Consider the following 20,709-nt stretch of genomic DNA (forward strand, 5'->3'; position numbering starts at 1 on the left):
TTAGAGCTAAAATCCCGCTTGAGTTTTCATACTACAAGCGGGATTTAGTTTTTTTTGGTTATTTAGTTTATTAGGAAAAACTTTTTATTTTATTCAACTTCGTTTTCCAAAGATTTAAATCTTGTTTATGCTTCTCAATGTTTTTATGCACTTCTTGAACCAAAGGATTATCGTCGTTTACATTTTGAAAAAATTGTAAGTTGTTTTCTAATTGATTGATTTCTGCTTTAACTTCATTTATCTTTTTTCTTATAAATTGACGTTCGTTGTCTAAATGTCTAGAATCTTCAGCATTACTTAAATTCTCTAATTTAGTTTCAAACTTTATCATTTCACCTTCGTTCGGGTTAAGCTTTAATTTTTTGAAAACACCATCTAGAGTTTTATGAAGTTTACCTTCTATATAACGTTTGTTTCCAGGTACGTTTCCTACTTCTTTCCAAGAATTTATAATGACTTTAATTGCCGCTAAATCGTCTTCTTTTTTACCAGTTAATTCTAGGTTTTTTAGTGTATCAAGTAGTTTAACCTTTTCTGCATAAGCTTCATTACCTTCAACATTGGCAGCATCTTTTGCAGCATGAAGTCTATCAAAATAATGATTACATGCCGTTTTAAACTGTTTCCAAATTTTATCACTGTTTTTTCTTGGTACATGGCCAATTTTCTTCCAATCACTTTGTATGCGTTTCATCAAAGGGGTAGTGGTCTGGAAATCTTCACTGTCTTTGTTGTCTTCAGCAACTTTTATAAGATCCAGCTTCTTTTGGAGATTATCATATTGGGCTTTTTTCAGATTTTTATAAAAGGCATTTTTATTGCGGTTAAATTGTCTGACAGCCTCTTTAAATTCTGCCCAAGTAGCTTCGTTGACTTTAATGGGTACCTTACCAGCGCTAAAAAATTCGTTTCGTAATTCTTCAACTTGTTTTATGGCATTTTGCCATGCATTATGTGAATCTGCTCCTTTTTCTGCAATGGCTTGAATTTGCGAAATAAGGTCTTGTTTAACTTCTAGGTTTTTCTCATAAATGGTATCGAGTTCGGCAAAGTATACTTGGCGTCTGTCATGAATGGTTTTGGTGGCACTTTTAAAGCGTTCCCAAATTTCTTCCCGATGTTCTTTGCCAACAGGCCCTAGCTCTTCTTTCCACATTTTATGTAATACCTGAAGCTCTCTAAAGGCACGATTTAAATTATCGTCTTTTGCCAATTCTTCAGCACGTTCAATAATTTTTAGCTTTTGCTCTAAATTATGTTTGAAATCTAAATCTCTTAAATCGCGATTTAGGTGAAGAAAGTCATAGAAAATTTCTACATGATGATGGTAACTGTTCCAAGCATTGTTGTACTTGTCTCTTGGAATTGGCCCTGCATTTTTCCAACGCTCTTGTAGCTCTTTAAAATGCTTATATGTTGTGTTTATGTTTTCCTCTACATTTATGAGGCTTTTTATTTCTTCAATTATTTCAAGACGCTCGGTAAGATTATCTTTTAAGCTTTTCTCAATGTTCTTGTAGTAGGCATTTAGTTTATTTCTATACTCTTTGTAGGTTTCCTTAAAACGTTTCTGTATTGGGCTTGAATAGTAGAAATCTATTTCGTTTCCACCATCGTTTAAAAACTCTTCTTTCTTTTCCTCTAAAAGGGAGTTGAATTTAGATTTAAATTCGGAGCGAATGCTCTCTACATGTGATTTAATGGCTTGAACCTTTTCTTTGGTAACCAGCTTGTCTAATTCGTTAGCCAGTTCTTCTAAAGACATTTTATCATATTCTTTTTCCTCAATATGATGTCTGTCTGCATTGCCTTCATCTTCAGCGTCTTCAGCATTAGATTCGTCAATCTCATTTATAGCGTCTTCATCTTTATTTTCAACTTCTGGAGTCGTTTTTTCAGGAGTTGTTTCTGTTTCTAATGACTCTTCAAAAGAGTTTTCTATAGCCCCTTCAGTTTCATTTGTTTTTTTGTTTACTTCTGAGGTTTTGGTTTCGGTTTGAGATTGAATTTCATCTTTTTTTCCATCTGCTTCTTGCAGGTTATCATGCTCTGACATCTTATAAATGTTAAGGTTCTTAAATACTCTAGCGTTAAAGATAACAACAACTGTAATATTTACAAAAGTTAATTAAGAATTTATAAATCAATAGCGTTTTCTACTTGGTCCAAATTTTCCAAGCTTTTTCTGCCTGATATGTCAGCATACTGTAACCATTTATGGTAGTCGCCTGATTTTGCTTACCGTTTTTAAGAAATAAAGTCTCATTTGGATTGTAAATTAAATCGAATAGAATGTGGTTTTTTGAAATAGAGCGATAAGGAATGTTTGGGGCTTCATTAACATTGGGGAAGGTTCCTAAAGGTGTACAGTTAATAATAATTAAATGGGTGTCTATAATATCTCCAGTAAGAGATTTGTAGGTTAAATACCCTTTTTTAGAAGGCTTTCTCGAAACGAACTGATAGTCAATATTTAGTTGTTTTAGGGAAAAGGCAATAGCTTTACTAGCACCACCGGTTCCTAAAATTAAAGCGCGTTTATGTTTGGGTTTTAAGTACGGCTTAATAGCTTTTTTAAACCCATAGCAATCGGTGTTATAACCTATTAATTTCCCTTTTTCTGTAATTTTAATAGTATTAACAGCTCCAATTTTTTTAGCTTTTTTGTGAAGCTTGTCTAGATGTGGGATGATAGATTCTTTATAAGGAATGGTTACATTGAGCCCTTTTAAATTCAAATTGGATTCTAATACGTCGCAAAATTCATTTATGGTTTGAATATCAAAATTTTTATAAGTAGCATCTAAAATACTTTCATCAGTAAACTTATTGTTGAAATAGTTTTTTGAAAACGAGTACGAAATATTTTTACCAATTAAGCCAAACTCACGCATATTTTCTCTTTGTTTTTTCACCATACTTGGCCAAAGCCAATACTATAAGTATTCCCACAATAATGTAAACTACTGCCAATAGCGTTTCAAGGCTTATTTCAGGCATATAACGTTTATAGTTTTCAACAATAGGATTGCCTTCAGAGTTTAAAATTAAACTTCCATCAGTTTGTAATTTATAAACCGTTTTTTTCCAGGGCCAAACAACACCAAGCGACCCTGTTATGAACCCAATTATGGTTGCTAAAGTTATACTCTTGTAATGTTTGAGGATATAGTTTAATATATGTGAAAAGCTTACAAGACCAGCTATAGAACCTAGAGTAAACACACCTAAAACTTTTAACATACGCACACGAACAGCATCATGTATAAAACTGAAATCGCCTTGTAGAATATCAGCAAATGTATCGTAAAGTGCATTGACAGAATCAACCAATAAAAGGACATAGTTTCCAAGGAGCATTAAAATAAACGACCCGGAAAAGCCTGGTAGAGTCATTCCAGAGACACTAATTATACCACAGAAAAAAACAAACCATAGGTTGTCATTTTCTTTAGCCGGATCTAAAAAACTTATACTTACCCCTAGAACAATACCAATAATTAAAGCTAAATTGGTTTTTAAATTCCAATCTTTAAAATCTTTCCTTATATAATGAATAGAGCCGATGATCATGCCAAAAAATACACTCCACACATATAGCTCATAATGCTGAATTAAATAGTCTAAAATTTTGGAAACACTAAAGTAACTAACAACAGTTCCTAAAAATAGTACACTTAAAAATCTCCCGTTAACGTATTGATAAAAGCTTTTAAATCTACCGTTGATCAATAATTTAAAGGCTTTACCATTAAATTTTTGCAGTGAATAGATGAACTCTTCATAAAAACCAGCCACAAAAGCCACTACACCACCAGATACCCCAGGAACTTTATTTGCTGCACCCATAGCAAGCCCTTTTAAAAAAAGGAATATTCTATCGGTAAAAGTTCTGGTGCTTTGCATTATTTATTTCTGGTACCTAGTTTTTCTAAAATAAAAATAGTCAAAAATCCAGCAACCATAAGTAAGATGGCTGGAAGCCATTGAGGATCAATATTATTGTTTAATTCTGAATAGGTGAAAGCTGAAACACTTTTTTCTGAAACAACTTTTAACGACTCAAAATCCATAACCTGTTGTTGGTAAAGTGTTAGGTTGTTTAAAGTTGATACATCTGAAAAAGGTAAAATTCCTCCAGTTTCTTTAACCATAACAGATTCGGTAATTTTCCATGGCCATACTTTATTCAAAGAACCAAAGATAAAGCCCGTTAACAAGGCCAATGTAACATTATGATAGTTTTTAAATAGCCATTTTAAAATATGACTGAAACTTAATAGGCCAACTAAAGCACCAGAGGCAAAAATTAAAATACGTTTGATATCAAAATCATGAAAGGCATCACTTAATGTTTTGTAGGCACCTAAAACCACTAAAATGAATGAGCCGGAAATTCCTGGTAAAATCATTGCGCATATAGCCAAAGCACCTGCGAAGAAAAGAAAAAGTGGATGTTCGTTATTTGCCGAACTTGGTATGAGTGTTATGGCATATGCTACAATGGCACCAATTATTAAGGCGGATATTGAACCGAGATGCCATTTTTTTATTTGCCTTCCAACAAAATATATACTGGCTATAATGAGACCAAAGAAGAACGACCAGATTAAAATAGGGTGGAATTCAATAAGGTATTTTGCGAGACGCATAAAGGAAACAAAACTCACGACAATACCTAATAGTAATGCAAACAAAAAGCTACCATTTAGTGCTCTCCAAAATGCTAAAACACCATCGCGTTTTAAAACTTTAAAAAGTGAAAGATTAATATTGCTTATGGTATCAATAAGTTCTTCGTAAATTCCTGATATAAAAGCAATAGTTCCACCTGAAACGCCAGGAACTGCATCTGCAGCACCCATAGCAATTCCTTTGAGTGATATCAACAAATAGTCAATGTTTCGTCTTTGCATGCTTTGATTTTAAAATGGAAAATCAAAGGTAGTAATTAAAGTATGATTAGTGAACTAAAGTTCAGCTTTTAGCAGCAATTTAACCTGTGAATTTGTATAGACTTGAGGAAATAATTCTTCAATAATAATGGCGAATTCAGCATTAAAACGGATTCCGTTTTTTAAATGGTATGATCCTGTTTCTGTTTCGTTTTGCATATAATATAAACCTGCAAGTCTAAATTCGATCTCGGCATTTTCAGGATAGAATTCTGATGCTTGTAATAAATTGTAAATAGCGGCTTCAGGTTCGCCCAATTTCCATAAAATGTCGCCACGAGTTAGCCAAGTGCTTAATTCGTAATTCCCTAACTCTAAAGCTCTTTTGTAACCGCGTTCAGCTTCCTCTAAAAAACCTAAACGTTGATTGATTTGTGCATATAATTTCCAATATATTACATTATCAGAATCAATATTTATAGCCTTGTTAATGTAATACAATGACTTTTGATAGTTTTTTCTCTTATTGTAAAATTTGGTAATAGCTATCCAGCCTTTATCAAGTAATGGATCTTCTTTAACCGTTTTGTAATAGTATTGTACAGCTAAATCTTTATTTCCCAATTTTTCATGACATTGACCTATGCGTAACAAGGCAAACGAGGTAGGGTCATCTAGTTTAAGTGTTAAACTGTAGCTTTCAATAGCTTCCTCATACTTTTTTAGTTTTTCTAAAACTTTACCTTTTTCAAGATAAGCGCCAATAAAAGTATCGTCAGAAATAATTGCAAAATCGAATGCAGCCAATGCTTTTTTGTAGTCTTTTAGTTCAAAATATTGTTTGCCTAATTGATGCCAAGCAATTTCGCAATATGGGTTGTTGTCTAAAAATGTGTTTAGGTAGGAAATAGCCTCATTATGTTGGCCTAAAAACTCAAAGCAATAGATCATATTGTGAAGTGCAGAGTAGTCCATTAAATCAGCTTCCAGACATTTCATAAAACAGGTTTTAGCATCTTCAAATTGATCTAAAAACAAGTGCTCCATTCCAATCAAAGAATAGATATCTATTGGATCTTCCGAAAGTTCGAGTGCTTTTTTCAATACTTCAATGGCTTTTGCATGATCATCACGTTTGGATAGAATATTAGCCTTTTGAATGTATATTTCTTCATTTAAGGGCTCTAAAGCATAAAGCTCATTAATCATTAAATCAGCGCGATCCAAATCGTTTTCAAAAACAAAAACTTCAACTTTAAAAAGCTTTAAGTTGGTTGAAGTAGGGTGTTGTTGCAACCCCAACTTTATAGCTTTTTTTGCTAATGCAATTTTTCCTTGGTTGAGGTAATGGTGAATGATGTTTTCGAATTCTTCTGAATCAAAAAACAAAACGTTGTTTGTTTTTAGCATTGATTCAAATCTGGTAAGTGATAAATTGTTGTTGTCGTTGGGACGTAACTCCATAAGCACTATTATATGGTTTCCGCTAATAAATGTACTGTTCTAAATGGACGGTTGACTTGAATTTGATAAATGTTTTTAACAAAATAATCAACATTAAAGCTTATTTACAGATTTATAATTGATTATCAGTGAATTGAAAATCAGGCTTCAGATGATATTTTGTTTAAGATTTCTTTAATGATGTTACAACCTGTAATAATTTCATCATCCGTTATGGTAAGAGGCGGTGTAATACGTATGGCTTTAGGTTCAAATAACAGCCAAAACAAAATAAGGCCTTGATTTTGAGCTTCTAAAATCACATTGTTTGTTATGTTGGCAGAAGGAGTCATAGCAGCAAGCATCAACCCTTTTCCTCTTATTTCAGTAATAAGCGGATGCTTTAAATGCTTTCGAACCAACTTTTCTTTTTCCAGTGCTTTATTCATTAAGTCGCTTTCAATTACTTCTTTTAAGGTAGCGTGTGCAGCAGCCGCGATTACAGGATGTCCACCAAAAGTAGTTATGTGGCCAAGCTTTGGTTGGTCTTGAAGCAAGTCCATTAGTTTTTCTGAAGCTGTAAAAGCACCAATAGGCATACCGCCACCTAATCCTTTGCCTGTAACTAAAATATCTGGAACACATTTATAGTTTTCAAAGCCAAATAGCTTTCCAGTACGTCCAATTCCAGGTTGTATTTCATCCAAAATTAATAAAGCTCCAACCGCTTGGCAACGTTCCTGAACTTTTAATAGGTAATCATTTTTAGGTTCAATAAATCCAGCACCTCCTTGAATAGTTTCTAAAATAACACAAGCCGTATGCGTTGAAATATAGTTTAAATCCTGAACTTCATTGAAGTTTATAAATTGAATATTTGGAATTAAGGGTCTAAACGCTTGCTTGCGTTCTTCAAAACCCATAACACTCATGGCTCCCATAGTGTTTCCATGATATGCTCGATGTGCAGCAATAACTTCGCTTCGCCCTGTAGCCCGTTTTGCTAATTTTATAGCGCCTTCAATGGCTTCAGTACCAGAGTTGGTTAAGTAAGTTTTTTGAAGCTTTTTGGGCAGATGATTGGCTAGTAACTTGGTGAGTTTAACGGCAGGTTCTTGCTCATACTCACCGTAAACCATAACGTGTAGATACTTATCCAATTGGTCTTTAATGGCATTAATAATCTTTGGATGCCTGTGTCCTAATGTACATGCAGAAACACCAGCGACAAAATCTAAATAATGTTTTTGGCTTTTATCGAAAATATAGTTGCCTTCGGCATGAGAGACTTCCATTGCCAAAGGATGTGGTGAGGTTTGTGCTTGATATTTAAAAAAATCTGAACTCGCCATTATCCATCAGATTCTAGAGTTGGTTTTTTTCGTTTTAGAGCTTTCTTCTTTTTATCAATTTGCTCTAATTTATCTTTAGGGATATTTCGGGATGCTTTAGACGGTTTTTCAATAGCTCCTTTTTGTTGTTGCTTCTTGTTTTGTTTTTTAGAACTGTTACCGGCTTTTTCAACACGATCTAACATAGCATCATCAAAAAACTCTTCTTGAGGGACATAATCTTCTAAACCTTTTATAACTGGTAAAACCAAAGGAGGATCATCGCTAAATAAATCTTCAACACTTTTTGGTCGCTCCTCATCGCGCCAAACAAAACCTCGAAGTAACCTGGCGTTTTCTGGGAATTGCGATTCCGGATAACTAACCGCATCTACTTGGTTATACCGATTGTATTGTTCGATGGTTCCTTCGCTAAAGAACATAGAAATTCTCCCTGATTTGGCTTTGTCAATACTAAACAACACTTGGTTTTCATCTCTAGCAAAAAAAATGGATTCAGCATTTTTATCGATATCAACTTGCCGTAATGTATTGTTATCATCAAATAACCCTATTAAGGTTTTGCCTTTAATTTGGTTGAAGCCATTTTCGCTAATAGTGTCTTTACTGATAATAAAGGCATTGTTAAAAACGAGAAGCGAATCTATCTTTTCGGTTTTTGGATTGGAAATGAGATGAATGGTATCGCCTGTCATTTGGTTTTGTAAATTCCAAATAATGGGATGCCTGCTTTTCGCAAACGGATCTGTTGATGAAAAACCCGACAAGTTAATCATTTGTGTCAGACCCGAAGCATGATCTACATGAACCGAATCGGCTTTTCCGCTCATATCAGATTTATAAAATTTAGCATTATAATAGGCACGTGTAATACGTTTTTCGGGTTTGCCTGTCACCATTAAAGTATCAGCATGCATATATATCGAATCGTTTTCTTGAACTGTAATAGCTAAAGCCCGTTTGGTAATGAAAACAGAATCTTTTTCTTTGTAAATTTCGGCATAATGTCCTTTTATAATACTATTGTTTACAGTATCTGTAACCTTAATATTATTTGTGGCAGAAGCAAAGCTTCTCGTGTTGTCAAAAAACATACTGTCGCCTTCAAAAATACGATTGTCATAGTCTATTCTTGACTTTTTAACCGCATAACCTTGTTTGGTTTCGGTGTTGTAGAATCCTTTTTCGCAATAGATTTTACTTTCTTTGGTAGTTATTGTTGATGGACCAAATAAGTAAGCATGACCCGATTCTGAATAAAAATCGAGATTGTTGGTTTTTATGGTATAGTCTGGATTTACTAAAACGACATCATTTACAAACTGATATTTTTTAGAGTTCATATAATAGCGTCCAATTTTACTGGTAATAGTCCCGGACGAATCACGAACTACACGACCTCCACTTTTATAAAACGATTGTTGTTTCACGCGATCAAAATATAAGGTGTCAGTAGTTAAGACAGAATTTGGTTCGGTTAAAACTACGTTGCCACTTGCAAAAGCCAATTTGGTTTTACCACTATACTCCACATATTTGGCGTTCATATTAATGGTGTCGCCTTGTTTCATTTTTACATTGCCAAAGGCTTCAACAAAATTTTCATCGCTGTATAGTAAGGCTTTGTCGCACCACATATCAACACCTTCGTGAAATACATGAATTTGTTGTCTATCGTCACGAAGCATAACTTTAAGACCAGGCGTTTCACCTTCTTTAATATCTAAAAAGCCTGAATATTTAATTTCTATGGTTTTTTGTTCTTGAGCATGTAAATTAGAGATCATGCAAAATGCAACCAAGAGTAGGTAATATATATAGTTATGTGGTTTCAAATTTTAAAATTTGATTCAAAAATAATGATTAATTTGGTCTGATAAGATGCATTAGGATTTTTTTAATAGAAATGAACTGCTACATTGCCTTTTACTGTAAAGTATAAATTTTTAAGTTTATATTAATGGTAAATTAAAATTATGAGCTTCCTATTTGACCAGTATTTGCTAAATTAAATGTTAGTAAATACTAGGACTTAATAGTAGATTTTATAATACCTCATTTAAAAAACCAAATTTTCTATAAAAGCAAAAGTTTATGATTTTACAAGTTATCAAATTGAGATCAAACCTGCCCGAAGAAGAATTATTAGCCAAAGCCAAGGAGAGAGAGCCAAGATTTAAAGAGATTCCAGGGTTGGTGCAAAAGTATTATGTAAAGACTGGTCAGTCTGGAGAATATGGTGGAATTTATGTTTGGGATTCACCAGAGTCGTTGCAATCTTACCGAGAATCTGATTTGGCTAAAAGTATTCCGCAGGCTTATGAAATTATTGAAGCCCCAAATATTGAGATTATGGATGTCCTTTTTCAATTAAGGGAATAATAAAACAAAACAGTATAGGTAAAATATTGAATAAAGAAAAAGAAACTTTTGAAACTTGGAATAGGATAGCTTCTGTATATGAGGACAAGTTTATGAATTTGCAATTGTACAATGAAACGTATGATTGTATCTGCAATACCATTAGGGAGCCAAACGCTAAATTACTGGATGTTGGTTGTGGTCCCGGAAACATAACGAAATATCTGTTGTCCAAACGACCTGACTATGATATTCTTGGAATTGATATAGCATCAAATATGATTGCATTGGCAAAGAAGAATAATCCCTCTGCAAGTTTTGCTGTGATGGATAGTAGAGAAATCCATAACCTTGAAGATACCTACGATGGAATTATTGCAGGGTTCTGTTTGCCCTATTTATCCCAAACTGAAAGTCAAGATTTTATTTTTAACTCTTATAATCTATTAAATAATAAAGGATTGATTTACATTAGTTTTGTTGAAGGCAATCCTGCACAATCTGATTATAAAACTGGAGGAGGAGGTCGTGTGTTTTTTTACTACCACAAATTGGAAGATTTAAAAAACACACTAACAGAAATAGGGTTTTTAGATATTTGTGTTTTTAAAGTCCCCTTTAAAACATCAGATACCGAGTTTGATGTTCATACTATTTTGATAGCAAGAAAGTAGAACAGAATTACCTAAAAATAGTCTGCTTTCTGTCAGGTCCAACAGATACTATGGTAATAGGAATTTCCAATTCTTTTTCCAAGAAAGCGATATAAGCATTTAACTCATCTGGCATTTGTGATGCTTCAGACATTTCGGTTAAATCTGCAGCCCAGCCTTTAAAATCGGTGTAAATTGGTTCTACATTTTCAGGTTCTATATTGTATGGAAAATGTGTAATGGTTTCACCCTTGTATTTGTAAGCGGTACAAACTTTTAATGTTTTAAACCCAGAAAGCACATCGGCTTTCATCATCATCAACTGGGTTACACCATTTACTTGGCAAGCGTATTTTAAAGCTACCAAGTCTAACCAACCACAGCGACGAGGTCTCCCTGTAGTAGCACCAAATTCATGCCCAACTTTAGCCATGGTTTCTCCATCTTCATCAAACAATTCCGTAGGGAATGGTCCAGAGCCAACTCGTGTAGTGTAGGCTTTAAAAATACCAAATACATCACCAATCTTGTTCGGTGCAACACCTAGGCCAGTACATGCACCAGCAGCAGTTGTATTGCTAGATGTAACATAGGGGTATGTTCCAAAATCTATGTCTAATAACGAGCCTTGTGCGCCTTCAGCTAAAATAGTTTTGCCTTCTTTTTGCGCTTGAAAGATATATTCTTCAGAGTCGATTAACTTTAACGATTTTAAAACTTTTACAGCTTCAAAGAATTCGTTTTCTAACTCTTTTAAGTCATATTGAATTTCTACATTGTAGAAGTTAATCATAGCTTCATGCTTGTTGGCCAATGCACGATATTTATCCTTCCAGTCAGCCAATTCTAAATCACCAACACGAATACCGTTTCTACCAGTTTTGTCCATATATGTTGGGCCAATACCTTTTAATGTAGAGCCTATTTTGGCTTTTCCTTTAGCAGTTTCACTAGCCGCATCTAACAAACGATGCGTAGGAAGAATAATGTGTGCTTTTCTGGAAATATATAATGATTTCTTATAGTTAACGTGTTGTTCGGCAAGCTTATCCAATTCTTTTTTGAAGATAACAGGATCTATTACTACACCGTTACCAACTAAATTAATGGCGTTATCATGAAAAATTCCAGATGGAATGGTGTGAAGTACGTGTTTCATACCGTTAAAAACAAGTGTGTGTCCAGCGTTTGGACCACCTTGAAAACGCGCAATAATATTGTATTTTGAGGTTAATACATCGACAATTTTCCCTTTGCCTTCATCTCCCCATTGTAATCCTAGTAGTAAATCTACTGCCATGTTGTTATTCGTTATTTAGTTGATTTTCGGTTGCCGTAAAAGTAGAGTGAGTGATTTTTTATTTCGATATCAAAAACTTCTTCAATAGTTTTTTTGATAGATTGAATTCGTGGGTCACAGAATTCAATAACTTCACCAGTATCGGTTAAAATGACATGATCGTGTTGTTTGTCGAAATATGATTTTTCGTAGTGAGCCTGATTTTGACCAAACTGATGTTTACGAACCAAGCCACACTCTAATAACAGTTCAATAGTATTGTATAGTGTTGCTCGACTAACACGATACTTTTTGTTTTTCATGTTTAGATAAAGCGATTCTATATCGAAATGTTCTTCGCTATTGTATATCTCTTGAAGAATTGCATAACGCTCGGGTGTTTTTCGGTGACCTTTTTCACTTAAAAACGATGTGAATACGTTTTTTACAATCTCTTGATTATTTGTATCGTTTTTTACACTCATAATAAGTGTGCAAATTTACACTATTTTTTAAACTCTTTCTACTTTATCTATACCATTAATTTTTTTTAGATTATCTATTAGTTTTTTAATCATGGTATTGTTTTTTACGACTACATTTATTTTTCCAGAAAATATGCCGTCATCACTTTCAAAACTGATGCTTTTCATGTTTACGTGCATGTTTGAAGAGATCATTTGGGTAATATTATTTACTAGTCCTAAATTATCGATTCCTGAAAGTTTTATTTGAGCGGCAAATTCTTGTTGGGATGAATCTATCCATTTGGCCTGCATTATTCTGTAAGCATAATTGGATTGTAGGCTTACCGCATTTGGACAATTTTTCTTGTGAACTTTTAAACCATCATTAATGGTAAGGAAGCCAAAAACGGGATCACCAGGAATGGGATTGCAGCAGTTGGCAAATTTATAATCTAATTTCTGCTCTTCTTTTCCAAAAACCAATAAGTCGTATTTTGAAGTAATTTCGTCTTTTTCAATTTCTTCTTTTGGTATAGGTGTTTTTCTAGAAATTTTATTCTTTAAATAGCTCATAAAAGCATTGCTTCTGGATGAAGCAAAATCTTTAAGCATGGTATTATCTATAGTGCCTATGCCAACACGGTAAAATAAATCGAGACTGGTTTTTAACTTGAAGTAGTTAACCAATTCGTTAACCGATTTTTCATCAAGTGTGATTTTAAGTTGTTTAAGCTTTCTGCGTAATAGTTCCTTACCCTCTTCGGCAACAAGTTTTTTGTCTTCTTTTAGCGACGATTTAATTTTACTTCGAGCCCTAGCTGTTGTTGCGTAATCTAACCAGTTGGGATTTGGTTTGGCACTTTCTGATGTTAATATGTCTACACGATCACCACTTTTAAGTTCATGGCTTAAGGGGACTAACTTACCATTGACTTTGGCACCTCGAGTTTTCATACCAACTTCGGTATGAATACTGAAAGCAAAATCTAAAGGTGTTGCGCCTTTTGGTAGAGATTTTAAATCCCCTCTGGGTGTAAAAACAAATATTTCTTTAGAGTAGAGGTTAAGCTTAAATTGCTCAACAAAATCTACGGCGTTAGTTTCAGGGTTCTCAAGCGTTTCTTGTAGCTTGGAAATCCATGAATCTATGCTATCGTCATTATCATTGCCTTCTTTGTATTTGTAGTGTGCTGCATAACCTTTTTCGGCAATTTCATTCATACGCTGACTTCTAATTTGAACTTCAACCCAACGGCCTTTTGGCCCAACAACGGTAATATGCAAGGCTTCATAGCCTGTAGATTTGGGAGACGAAATCCAGTCGCGTAAACGTGTAGGATTAGGTCTAAAATGATCGGTTACAATGGAGTAGATTTTCCAGGCCAGAAATTTTTCGTTTTCAGGATTGCTTTTGTAAATAATCCTTACGGCGAATTTATCATAAACTTCGTCAAAAGAAACCCCTTGATTAAGCATCTTGCGGCGAATTGAAAATATGGATTTAGGCCTACCTTTTATTTCATAGTCCAGTTGTTCTTTGTCTAATGATTTTGAAATTACAGAACTGAACTCTTTAATATAATTGTCTTGTTCTTCTTTGCTTTCCTTTATTTTGTTTAGAATGTCATTATAGACATCGGGTTCGGTATATTTTAAACCTAAATCTTCAAGTTCGGTTTTAATATTATACAAACCTATTCTATGTGCTAAGGGTGCATAAATATATAAAGTTTCTGAAGCTATTTTTACCTGCTTGTCTGGCCGCATAGACTCCATGGTTTGCATATTGTGCAGTCTATCAGCAATTTTTATAATTATAACGCGAACATCATCATTTAATGTTAAAAGCATTTTTCTGAAATTCTCTGCTTGTAGCGAGACGTTTGTATCTTTTTTTAAAGATGATATTTTAGTCAGGCCTTCAACAATTGTGGCAACGGTTTTACCAAATTGTTTTTCAATAAATTCAATGGTGTAATCTTCATTGTCTTCTACAACATCATGTAATAAGGCTGCAGCAATAGAGGTTGCGTCTAATCCAATTTCCTGTGCAACAATTTTAGCAACTGCAATAGGATGGAAAATATAAGCTTCGCCAGATTTTCTACGTTGATCTTTATGCGCTTCAACAGCAACATCAAAAGCCTTTCTAATTAACAATTTATCTTCTTTAGAAAGGGTTCTGTAGCTTACTTTCAGTAGCTCTTTGTAAGCTTTGGCAATAGCAGCATTTTCTTTTTCAATATCAACTTCTGTCATAAATTAAAAATAGTATAAACAAGGGTAACAGGCAACCAAATTTTCAGATAAATTTTTAACCAGTTACTATTGTGGGAATTATGATTTTGCTACTGATGTTCCTTTTTCAGCAAAGTTTTTAAAATCGGTTAGATATTTTTTGGTTTGCTTTTTAAATGCATTGGGCATTAAAAGTGTCATCATGCGCAGCATAAAACTTGTTGGGATAAACTCGTTTTTAGATGTCCATTTGGTTTGGTTTTTATCTATTTCTTCAAAAAAGTTTTCTTGTATATTATGCATGCCTTTGGTATCGTATGTGGCATGTAAAGCATGAGGTAGGTCATTGAACGTGATAGTTTCAATTAGTTCCATTTCACGTTTGCCCATTTTGTAAGATAACTTCATTTTTGAACCAATTTCACCTGGTGTTCCATAAACGTGGTCGTAATCTATCAACCCTTTTTGCCAATGTTTCATATTTTCTGGATTATCCAGTTTTTCAATAAACTCTATTAAAGGGACATTTATAATCATTTCGGTTGTATACTTCATTTTGATTGCATTTTAGATAATTAAAGATATAAATTTTAGAGGTAACCACATGACGAAAAAATACATACTAAAAAACTTTAACTTCCGTTTGTTGGTGTAACTTGTTTAATAGGTTAATATTCCTATTTTTGCAACTATTCAGATAAATAAGTTAAACAGCCATGATTAGAAAATTTTTGTTTGTATTTCTAGCTCTTTGTTTTATGCAAGCGCATTCTCAAGTTGCTAATAATGATGTACTTTTTACCATAGCAGACAAACCTGTTTATGCTTCAGAGTTTGTCAGGATTTTCAATAAGAATTTAGATTTGGTTCAAGACGAATCTCAAAAAGATGTAGATGAGTATTTAAACCTTTTTATTAACTACAAGTTAAAGATTGCTGAAGCAAAAGCGAAAGGGTTGGATAAAAATGCCACTTATATAAGAGAACTTAACAATTACAAAAAACAGCTAGCCAAAAACTATTTGACCGATACCGAAGTTACTGATGAGTTGGTAGATGAGGCTTATTATCGTGTAACCAATGAAGTAAAAGCCAATCATATTTTAATTAGAATGGACGCAAGTGCTAGTCCTGAAGACACCTTGTTGGCGTATAATGAGTTGTTGAATTTGCGTGATAGGGTTAAAGCGGAAGGTTTTGACAAGGTGAAGAGGGATGTTCATAACGGAAAAACCGTTTATGCTGAAGAGTTGGGTTATTTTTCAGGATTTAAAATGGTTTATGAGTTTGAAAGTATGGCTTATAATACAGATGTAGGCGAAATTTCCATGCCATTTAAAACCCAATTTGGATACCATATTGTAATAGTTGACGATAAACGTGAATCAAGAGGAGAGCGCACTGTAGCCCATATAATGGTAGCTAACAAACAAGGTGAAAATCAAGAGAGCGCAGAAACCCGTATTAATGAAATTTATCAAAAAATTCAACAAGGCGAGTCATTTGAAGCCTTGGCTAAACAGTTTTCTGAAGATAAAAGTTCTGCGGCCAATGGAGGTAGGCTCAACACCTTTTCGGGAGGCCAGTTAAGTTCTATTGAGTTTGAAGATGTAGCTTTTGGCCTTGAGAATCCGGAGGATATTTCAGAACCTTTTGTTACCGAGTATGGATGGCACATTATTAAACTTATAGATAAGCAAGGGATTAAGTCGTTTCAAGAAATGAAACCAGAGTTAGAGGTAAGGGTAAAAAGAGATTCTAGGTCTAAACTTATTGATAATTCTATTGTGAGTAAGTTAAAAACGCGATACAATGTTACAGATAATGAGCCTGCATTAGCTTATTTCGAATCTATTATAACCAAAGATTATTTTGTAGGGAAGTGGGAAATTCCTTCAGATTTTACAGCAAATAAAACACTTGTCGTAATAGATAAAAAAACAGTATCCTATAATGACTTTGCACAATATTTATATAAAATGCAACGTAAGGCAAGAACCAAAAAAACAATTTCAGATTTAGTTAAAGACGAATATCATAACTTTTTAAGTCAAAATTTAATGGTTTATCAAGAAGAGAATTTAGAATACGAGAACGAAGATTTTGCTCATATTGTCAATGAGTATAGGGATGGATTGCTGTTATTCGATCTTATGGAAACAGAAATATGGAATACGGCACAAACAGACTCTGTTGAACTCCAAAATTATTATGATGGCAATAAAGAAAAATATTACTGGAATGAACGCGTGGATGCTATTGTGGCTTCTTCATCAGATAAAGCAATTATAAAACAAGTAAAGAAGTTGCTTGAATTAGGTAAATCTCAAGATGATATAAAAAAGGAAATTAATGTTAATGGTGAAGTGCATGTAATTTTTTCAACAGGTATAATGGAATCTACACATCAAGCTTTGCCAAAAGCAGTTAAATTTGAAAAAGGAGTTTCTAAAATCTATAATCATAATGATGCATATGTTGTGGTTAAGATAACAGAAGTCATGCCTAAATCGCCAAAATCGTATGATGAAGCCAAAGGCCAAATCATCAGTGATTATCAACAGGTCAAAGAAACTGAATGGATGAAAGAACTTAAGCTGAAATACCCTATTGTAATTAATGAGTCAGTTCTTGAAAAAGTTAAGACACAAATTAAAAGTAAGTAATTGAAAAAAATAACTGTCATATTAATTTGCCTTTTGAGCGTTACGTCTTGTGATTATTTTTTTAAACAAGTAGATGACAGGAAACCTATTGCTCGTGTTGATGAAATCTACTTATATCAAGACGATATTCAGCATTTGTTGACCGAAGGAATAACTCCCGAAGACAGTACTATACGTGTGACAAATTTTATAAATCAATGGGCCACCGAGCAGCTTTTAGTAGCTGGAGCTCGTGTTAATTTAAATGAGCAAAAGTTAAACGAGTTTGATAAAATGGCTGAAGATTATAAAAAAGATTTATATGCTTCGGCTTACTTGGAAGCATTGGTAACACGCAGTATAGATACTGTTGTTTCTGTTCAAGAAGCTCAAGCCTACTATCAGGAAAATATTGGAATTTTTAATTTAAATGAAGATTTAATTAAATTTCGATATATACAGTTGGATGAAAACAGATTAGATGCAACCGATATCAAAAAAAAGCTTGAGCGATACAATATTCAGGATAAGCGGGATTTAGATTCAATAGCGATTCAGTTTAAGTCGTATTCCCTAAACGATTCTATTTGGATAAAAGTAAATCAGGTTATTGATAAAATTCCAGCAATAACAACAGAAAACAAAAATCAATTGTTAAAAAAATCTAATTTTATACAACTCAAAGATTCATTAGGACTATATTTGATGCATATTAATGATGTGCTAGAGCGAAACAATACAGCTCCATTAGAATATGTAAAACCTACTATTGATCAGATAGTTATAAACAAAAGAAAATTAGAGTTAATTAAAGAGCTTGAAAAAGATATTACTAAAGATGCTATTAAAAACAAGAAATTTGAAATATATAATTAAATCAACACTGCTATTACTTGGGGTTGTATCACTGCCGTTGCAAGTTCAGTCGCAAGAAATTATAGAAGATGAGGCACCAAAACAACAAAAAGTGGATTCAGTATTAACGGCTGGGGCTTTAAAACTTGATGGTGTTGCGGCTGTAGTAGGAGATTATGTTGTTTTAGATTCTGATGTAGACAGAACACTTTTGCAGTTAAAAGCCCAAGGCGCTTCGTTAGAAGGAGTAACACGTTGCCAACTGTTTGGTAAACTTTTAGAAGACAAATTGTATGCTCATCATGCAATACAAGATAGTGTAGAGGTTTCAGATGCTGAAATACGTTCAAATGTAGACTATCAAATACAACAATTTTTGGCGCAATCAGGAAAAAGCATGGAAGAGTTATTGGCTTTTTACAATAAACCTGACGAAAAGAGTTTTAGAGACGAAATGTATGAGATCAACAAAAGCAATAAGCTAGCAAGTGAAATGCAGCAAAAAATTATAGCAGATGTTGAGGTTACACCAGAAGAGGTAAGACAGTTTTTTAATAAAATACCAAAGGACGAACGCCCTACTTTTGGAACCGAATTAAAAGTGTCCCAAATAGTAATAGAGCCTCAAGTTTCTGAAGAGGAAAAACAACGTGTCATCGATCAGTTAAACCAATTTAAAGCAGATGTTGAGGAAAATGGAGCAAGTTTTAGATCGAAAGTGGTTTTATATACAGATGACAAAGAATCTATAAAGATGGGAGGTCTTTATACGTTAAACAGAAAAAGACCTCGAATGGTAAAAGAGTTTAGGGAAGTTGCTTTCTCATTGCAAGAAGGTGAGATTTCTGAACCATTTGAAACAGATTTTGGATATCACATAATTTATCTTGAAAAAATTAGAGGTCAGGAATACGATGTTCGCCATATTCTTTTAATCCCTAAAGTTTCAGAGCAGGCAGTTGTAGAAGCTAGAGAGAAGTTGGTGAAAATTAGACAGCGTATTGTTGATGAAGATATCAGTTTTGCAGACGCAGCTAGAGAATCCAGTGACGAAAAAGAAACAAGAAGTGAAGGCGGATTTTTAATTAATCCAGCTACCCAGGATTATAATTTTGAATTAACCAAAATGGATCCAGAGCTATACGCCCAAATTCAAGATTTAAAAGAAAATGAGATTAGTTTGATTCAAACCGATAGGGGGCGAACAGGAAATATTAAGTTCAAAATATTAATGGTTAGTGACCGTGTGGATGAGCATGTGGCAGATTATGCTCGTGATTATCTAAAAATTAAAGAGCTTGCGCTTAGTGAAAAACGTATTAAAGCAATTGATGCTTGGCAAGAACAGAAAATTAAAGATACTTATATTAAGATTAATGGTGAGTATAGAGATTGCGATTTTACTAGTAACTGGTTAAAGAAATAAGAATGTCAGACGTATCTGCAATAGAATCATTTGTAAAAAAATATAAAGACTTAAAAACCGAAATTGCTAAAGTAATTGTTGGCCAGGATGATGTGGTAAATCAAATCTTGATTTCAATTTTTTCGGGTGGACATGCGCTATTGATTGGTGTGCCAGGTTTGGCAAAAACATTAATGGTCCATACTATTGCACAGGCGTTGGGATTAGATTTTAAGCGTATTCAGTTTACACCAGATTTAATGCCTAGTGATATATTGGGTAGTGAAATACTTGATGAAAATCGTACGTTTAAGTTTATTAAAGGTCCTATATTTTCGAATATTATTTTAGCTGACGAAATTAACCGAACACCACCTAAAACGCAAGCCGCATTATTAGAGGCTATGCAGGAACGTGCTGTAACTGTTGCTGGCCATCATTACAAGTTAAGTTTACCGTATTTTGTTTTAGCAACACAAAACCCAATAGAGCAAGAAGGAACTTACCCTTTGCCTGAAGCTCAATTGGACCGTTTTATGTTTGCTGTAAATTTAAGTTACCCAACTTTTGAGGAAGAAGTGCAAGTTGTAAAATCTACTACTACAGATACACAGGCAACCGTCAATGCGTTATTCACTGCACAAGAGATTTTAGATATTCAGCATCTTATTAGAAGAATTCCAGTAGCAGATAATGTTGTGGAATATGCCGTAAAAATGACAGGCAAAACAAGGCCTAACAGTCCGGAGGCTACAGATTTGGTAAAAAATTACATTGATTGGGGAGCCGGACCAAGAGCATCCCAAAACTTAATTTTAGCAGCTAAAACTCATGCGGCAATTCATGGTAAATTTTCACCAGATATTGAAAACGTACAAGCTGTAGCACATTCTATTTTCAAGCATAGAATTATCAAAAATTATAAAGCAGAAGCCGAAGGAATTACCGAAGAACAAATTATTAGGGATTTATTCTAAAATATCCAATCTCTAATTGTTGTTAATTTATTATTTTTTCAATAGTAAAATTATCAAAATCTTAAAATATTATGTAAAAATGTAATATTTTTTGAATTATTCTCATGAAATTCAGTATTTCGTTACACTATTTTTAAAT

General features: G+C 33.6%; 17 protein-coding genes. 6 read left to right on the forward strand and 11 right to left on the reverse strand.

Annotated elements, in window-relative coordinates:
* Nucleotides 1-70 precede the first annotated feature (70 nt).
* From K7G76_RS05460 to K7G76_RS05490, 7 genes are all read right to left on the reverse strand, one after another.
* Nucleotides 71-2,056 (reverse strand): DUF349 domain-containing protein, encoded by a 1,986-nt coding sequence (locus K7G76_RS05460; RefSeq protein WP_223033170.1) that lies wholly within the window; start codon nt 2,054-2,056, stop codon nt 71-73.
* Nucleotides 2,057-2,156: 100 nt separating this feature from the next.
* Nucleotides 2,157-2,918 (reverse strand): shikimate dehydrogenase family protein, encoded by a 762-nt coding sequence (locus tag K7G76_RS05465; protein WP_255572927.1) that lies wholly within the window; start codon nt 2,916-2,918, stop codon nt 2,157-2,159.
* The gene (locus tag K7G76_RS05470) at nt 2,887-3,906 is read right to left on the reverse strand and encodes a DUF368 domain-containing protein (protein WP_223033171.1); all 1,020 of its coding nucleotides are present in this window, start codon (nt 3,904-3,906) and stop codon (nt 2,887-2,889) included. Before K7G76_RS05470 ends, K7G76_RS05465 begins: the two co-directional genes overlap by 32 nt.
* Nucleotides 3,906-4,916 carry a DUF368 domain-containing protein gene (locus tag K7G76_RS05475; protein ID WP_223033172.1) on the reverse strand — a complete coding sequence of 337 codons (1,011 nt, stop codon included), beginning with the start codon at nt 4,914-4,916 and terminating at the stop codon, nt 3,906-3,908. The genes K7G76_RS05470 and K7G76_RS05475 overlap by 1 nt, the downstream gene beginning before the upstream one ends.
* Before the next feature lie 54 nt (nt 4,917-4,970).
* Entirely contained in the window at nt 4,971-6,359 is a 1,389-nt protein-coding gene (locus tag K7G76_RS05480; protein ID WP_223033173.1) for a tetratricopeptide repeat protein, read from the reverse strand.
* A 140-nt stretch (nt 6,360-6,499) separates the two neighbouring features.
* Nucleotides 6,500-7,690, reverse strand: a complete 1,191-nt coding sequence (locus K7G76_RS05485) for an aspartate aminotransferase family protein (RefSeq protein WP_223033174.1) — start codon at nt 7,688-7,690, stop codon at nt 6,500-6,502.
* Nucleotides 7,690-9,477, reverse strand: a complete 1,788-nt coding sequence (locus tag K7G76_RS05490; RefSeq protein ID WP_223033606.1) for an OstA-like protein — start codon at nt 9,475-9,477, stop codon at nt 7,690-7,692. Before K7G76_RS05490 ends, K7G76_RS05485 begins: the two co-directional genes overlap by 1 nt.
* 307 nt (nt 9,478-9,784) lie before the next feature.
* Between K7G76_RS05490 and K7G76_RS05495 the strand changes: the two genes are divergently transcribed.
* Together K7G76_RS05495 and K7G76_RS05500 are read left to right on the forward strand one after the other, a co-directional pair.
* Nucleotides 9,785-10,072 (forward strand): YdhR family protein, encoded by a 288-nt coding sequence (locus K7G76_RS05495; RefSeq protein WP_223033175.1) that lies wholly within the window; start codon nt 9,785-9,787, stop codon nt 10,070-10,072.
* Between the two features lie 14 nt (nt 10,073-10,086).
* Complete coding sequence (locus tag K7G76_RS05500) at nt 10,087-10,725, forward strand: class I SAM-dependent DNA methyltransferase (RefSeq protein ID WP_369412190.1); 639 nt, start codon at nt 10,087-10,089, stop codon at nt 10,723-10,725.
* A 7-nt stretch (nt 10,726-10,732) separates the two neighbouring features.
* On the opposite strand, the gene K7G76_RS05505 is transcribed toward K7G76_RS05500, so the two are convergent.
* The 4 genes from K7G76_RS05505 to K7G76_RS05520 all read right to left on the reverse strand — a co-directional run bounded on the left by K7G76_RS05505 (nt 10,733) and on the right by K7G76_RS05520 (nt 15,243).
* Nucleotides 10,733-12,004 (reverse strand): adenylosuccinate synthase, encoded by a 1,272-nt coding sequence (locus K7G76_RS05505; protein WP_223033176.1) that lies wholly within the window; start codon nt 12,002-12,004, stop codon nt 10,733-10,735.
* Between the two features lie 11 nt (nt 12,005-12,015).
* On the reverse strand, nt 12,016-12,468 hold the full coding sequence (locus tag K7G76_RS05510) for a Fur family transcriptional regulator (RefSeq protein ID WP_223033177.1): 453 nt from the start codon (nt 12,466-12,468) through the stop codon (nt 12,016-12,018).
* Between the two features lie 27 nt (nt 12,469-12,495).
* Complete coding sequence (locus K7G76_RS05515; protein WP_223033178.1) at nt 12,496-14,709, reverse strand: RelA/SpoT family protein; 2,214 nt, start codon at nt 14,707-14,709, stop codon at nt 12,496-12,498.
* A 78-nt stretch (nt 14,710-14,787) separates the two neighbouring features.
* Nucleotides 14,788-15,243, reverse strand: coding sequence for an SRPBCC family protein (locus K7G76_RS05520; RefSeq protein ID WP_223033179.1), 456 nt, complete (start codon nt 15,241-15,243; stop codon nt 14,788-14,790).
* Nucleotides 15,244-15,404: 161 nt separating this feature from the next.
* Here K7G76_RS05520 and K7G76_RS05525 point away from each other — a divergent pair, with 161 nt between their 5' ends.
* The 4 genes from K7G76_RS05525 to K7G76_RS05540 are packed head-to-tail and all read left to right on the forward strand — an operon-like array spanning nt 15,405 to nt 20,570.
* Nucleotides 15,405-17,354, forward strand: coding sequence for a peptidylprolyl isomerase (locus tag K7G76_RS05525; RefSeq protein ID WP_223033180.1), 1,950 nt, complete (start codon nt 15,405-15,407; stop codon nt 17,352-17,354).
* A complete protein-coding gene (locus tag K7G76_RS05530; protein WP_255572928.1) occupies nt 17,355-18,209 on the forward strand; it encodes a peptidyl-prolyl cis-trans isomerase in 855 nt (284 codons plus the stop codon). It begins immediately after the preceding gene.
* Nucleotides 18,172-19,614: a peptidylprolyl isomerase gene (locus K7G76_RS05535; RefSeq protein ID WP_223033608.1), complete on the forward strand. Its 1,443-nt coding sequence runs from the start codon at nt 18,172-18,174 to the stop codon at nt 19,612-19,614. Before K7G76_RS05530 ends, K7G76_RS05535 begins: the two co-directional genes overlap by 38 nt.
* Before the next feature lie 2 nt (nt 19,615-19,616).
* Nucleotides 19,617-20,570 carry an AAA family ATPase gene (locus tag K7G76_RS05540; RefSeq protein ID WP_223033181.1) on the forward strand — a complete coding sequence of 318 codons (954 nt, stop codon included), beginning with the start codon at nt 19,617-19,619 and terminating at the stop codon, nt 20,568-20,570.
* Nucleotides 20,571-20,709: the final 139 nt, after the last annotated feature.

Source organism: Hanstruepera marina (genome assembly GCF_019880635.1).
Taxonomy (GTDB): domain Bacteria; phylum Bacteroidota; class Bacteroidia; order Flavobacteriales; family Flavobacteriaceae; genus Hanstruepera; species Hanstruepera marina.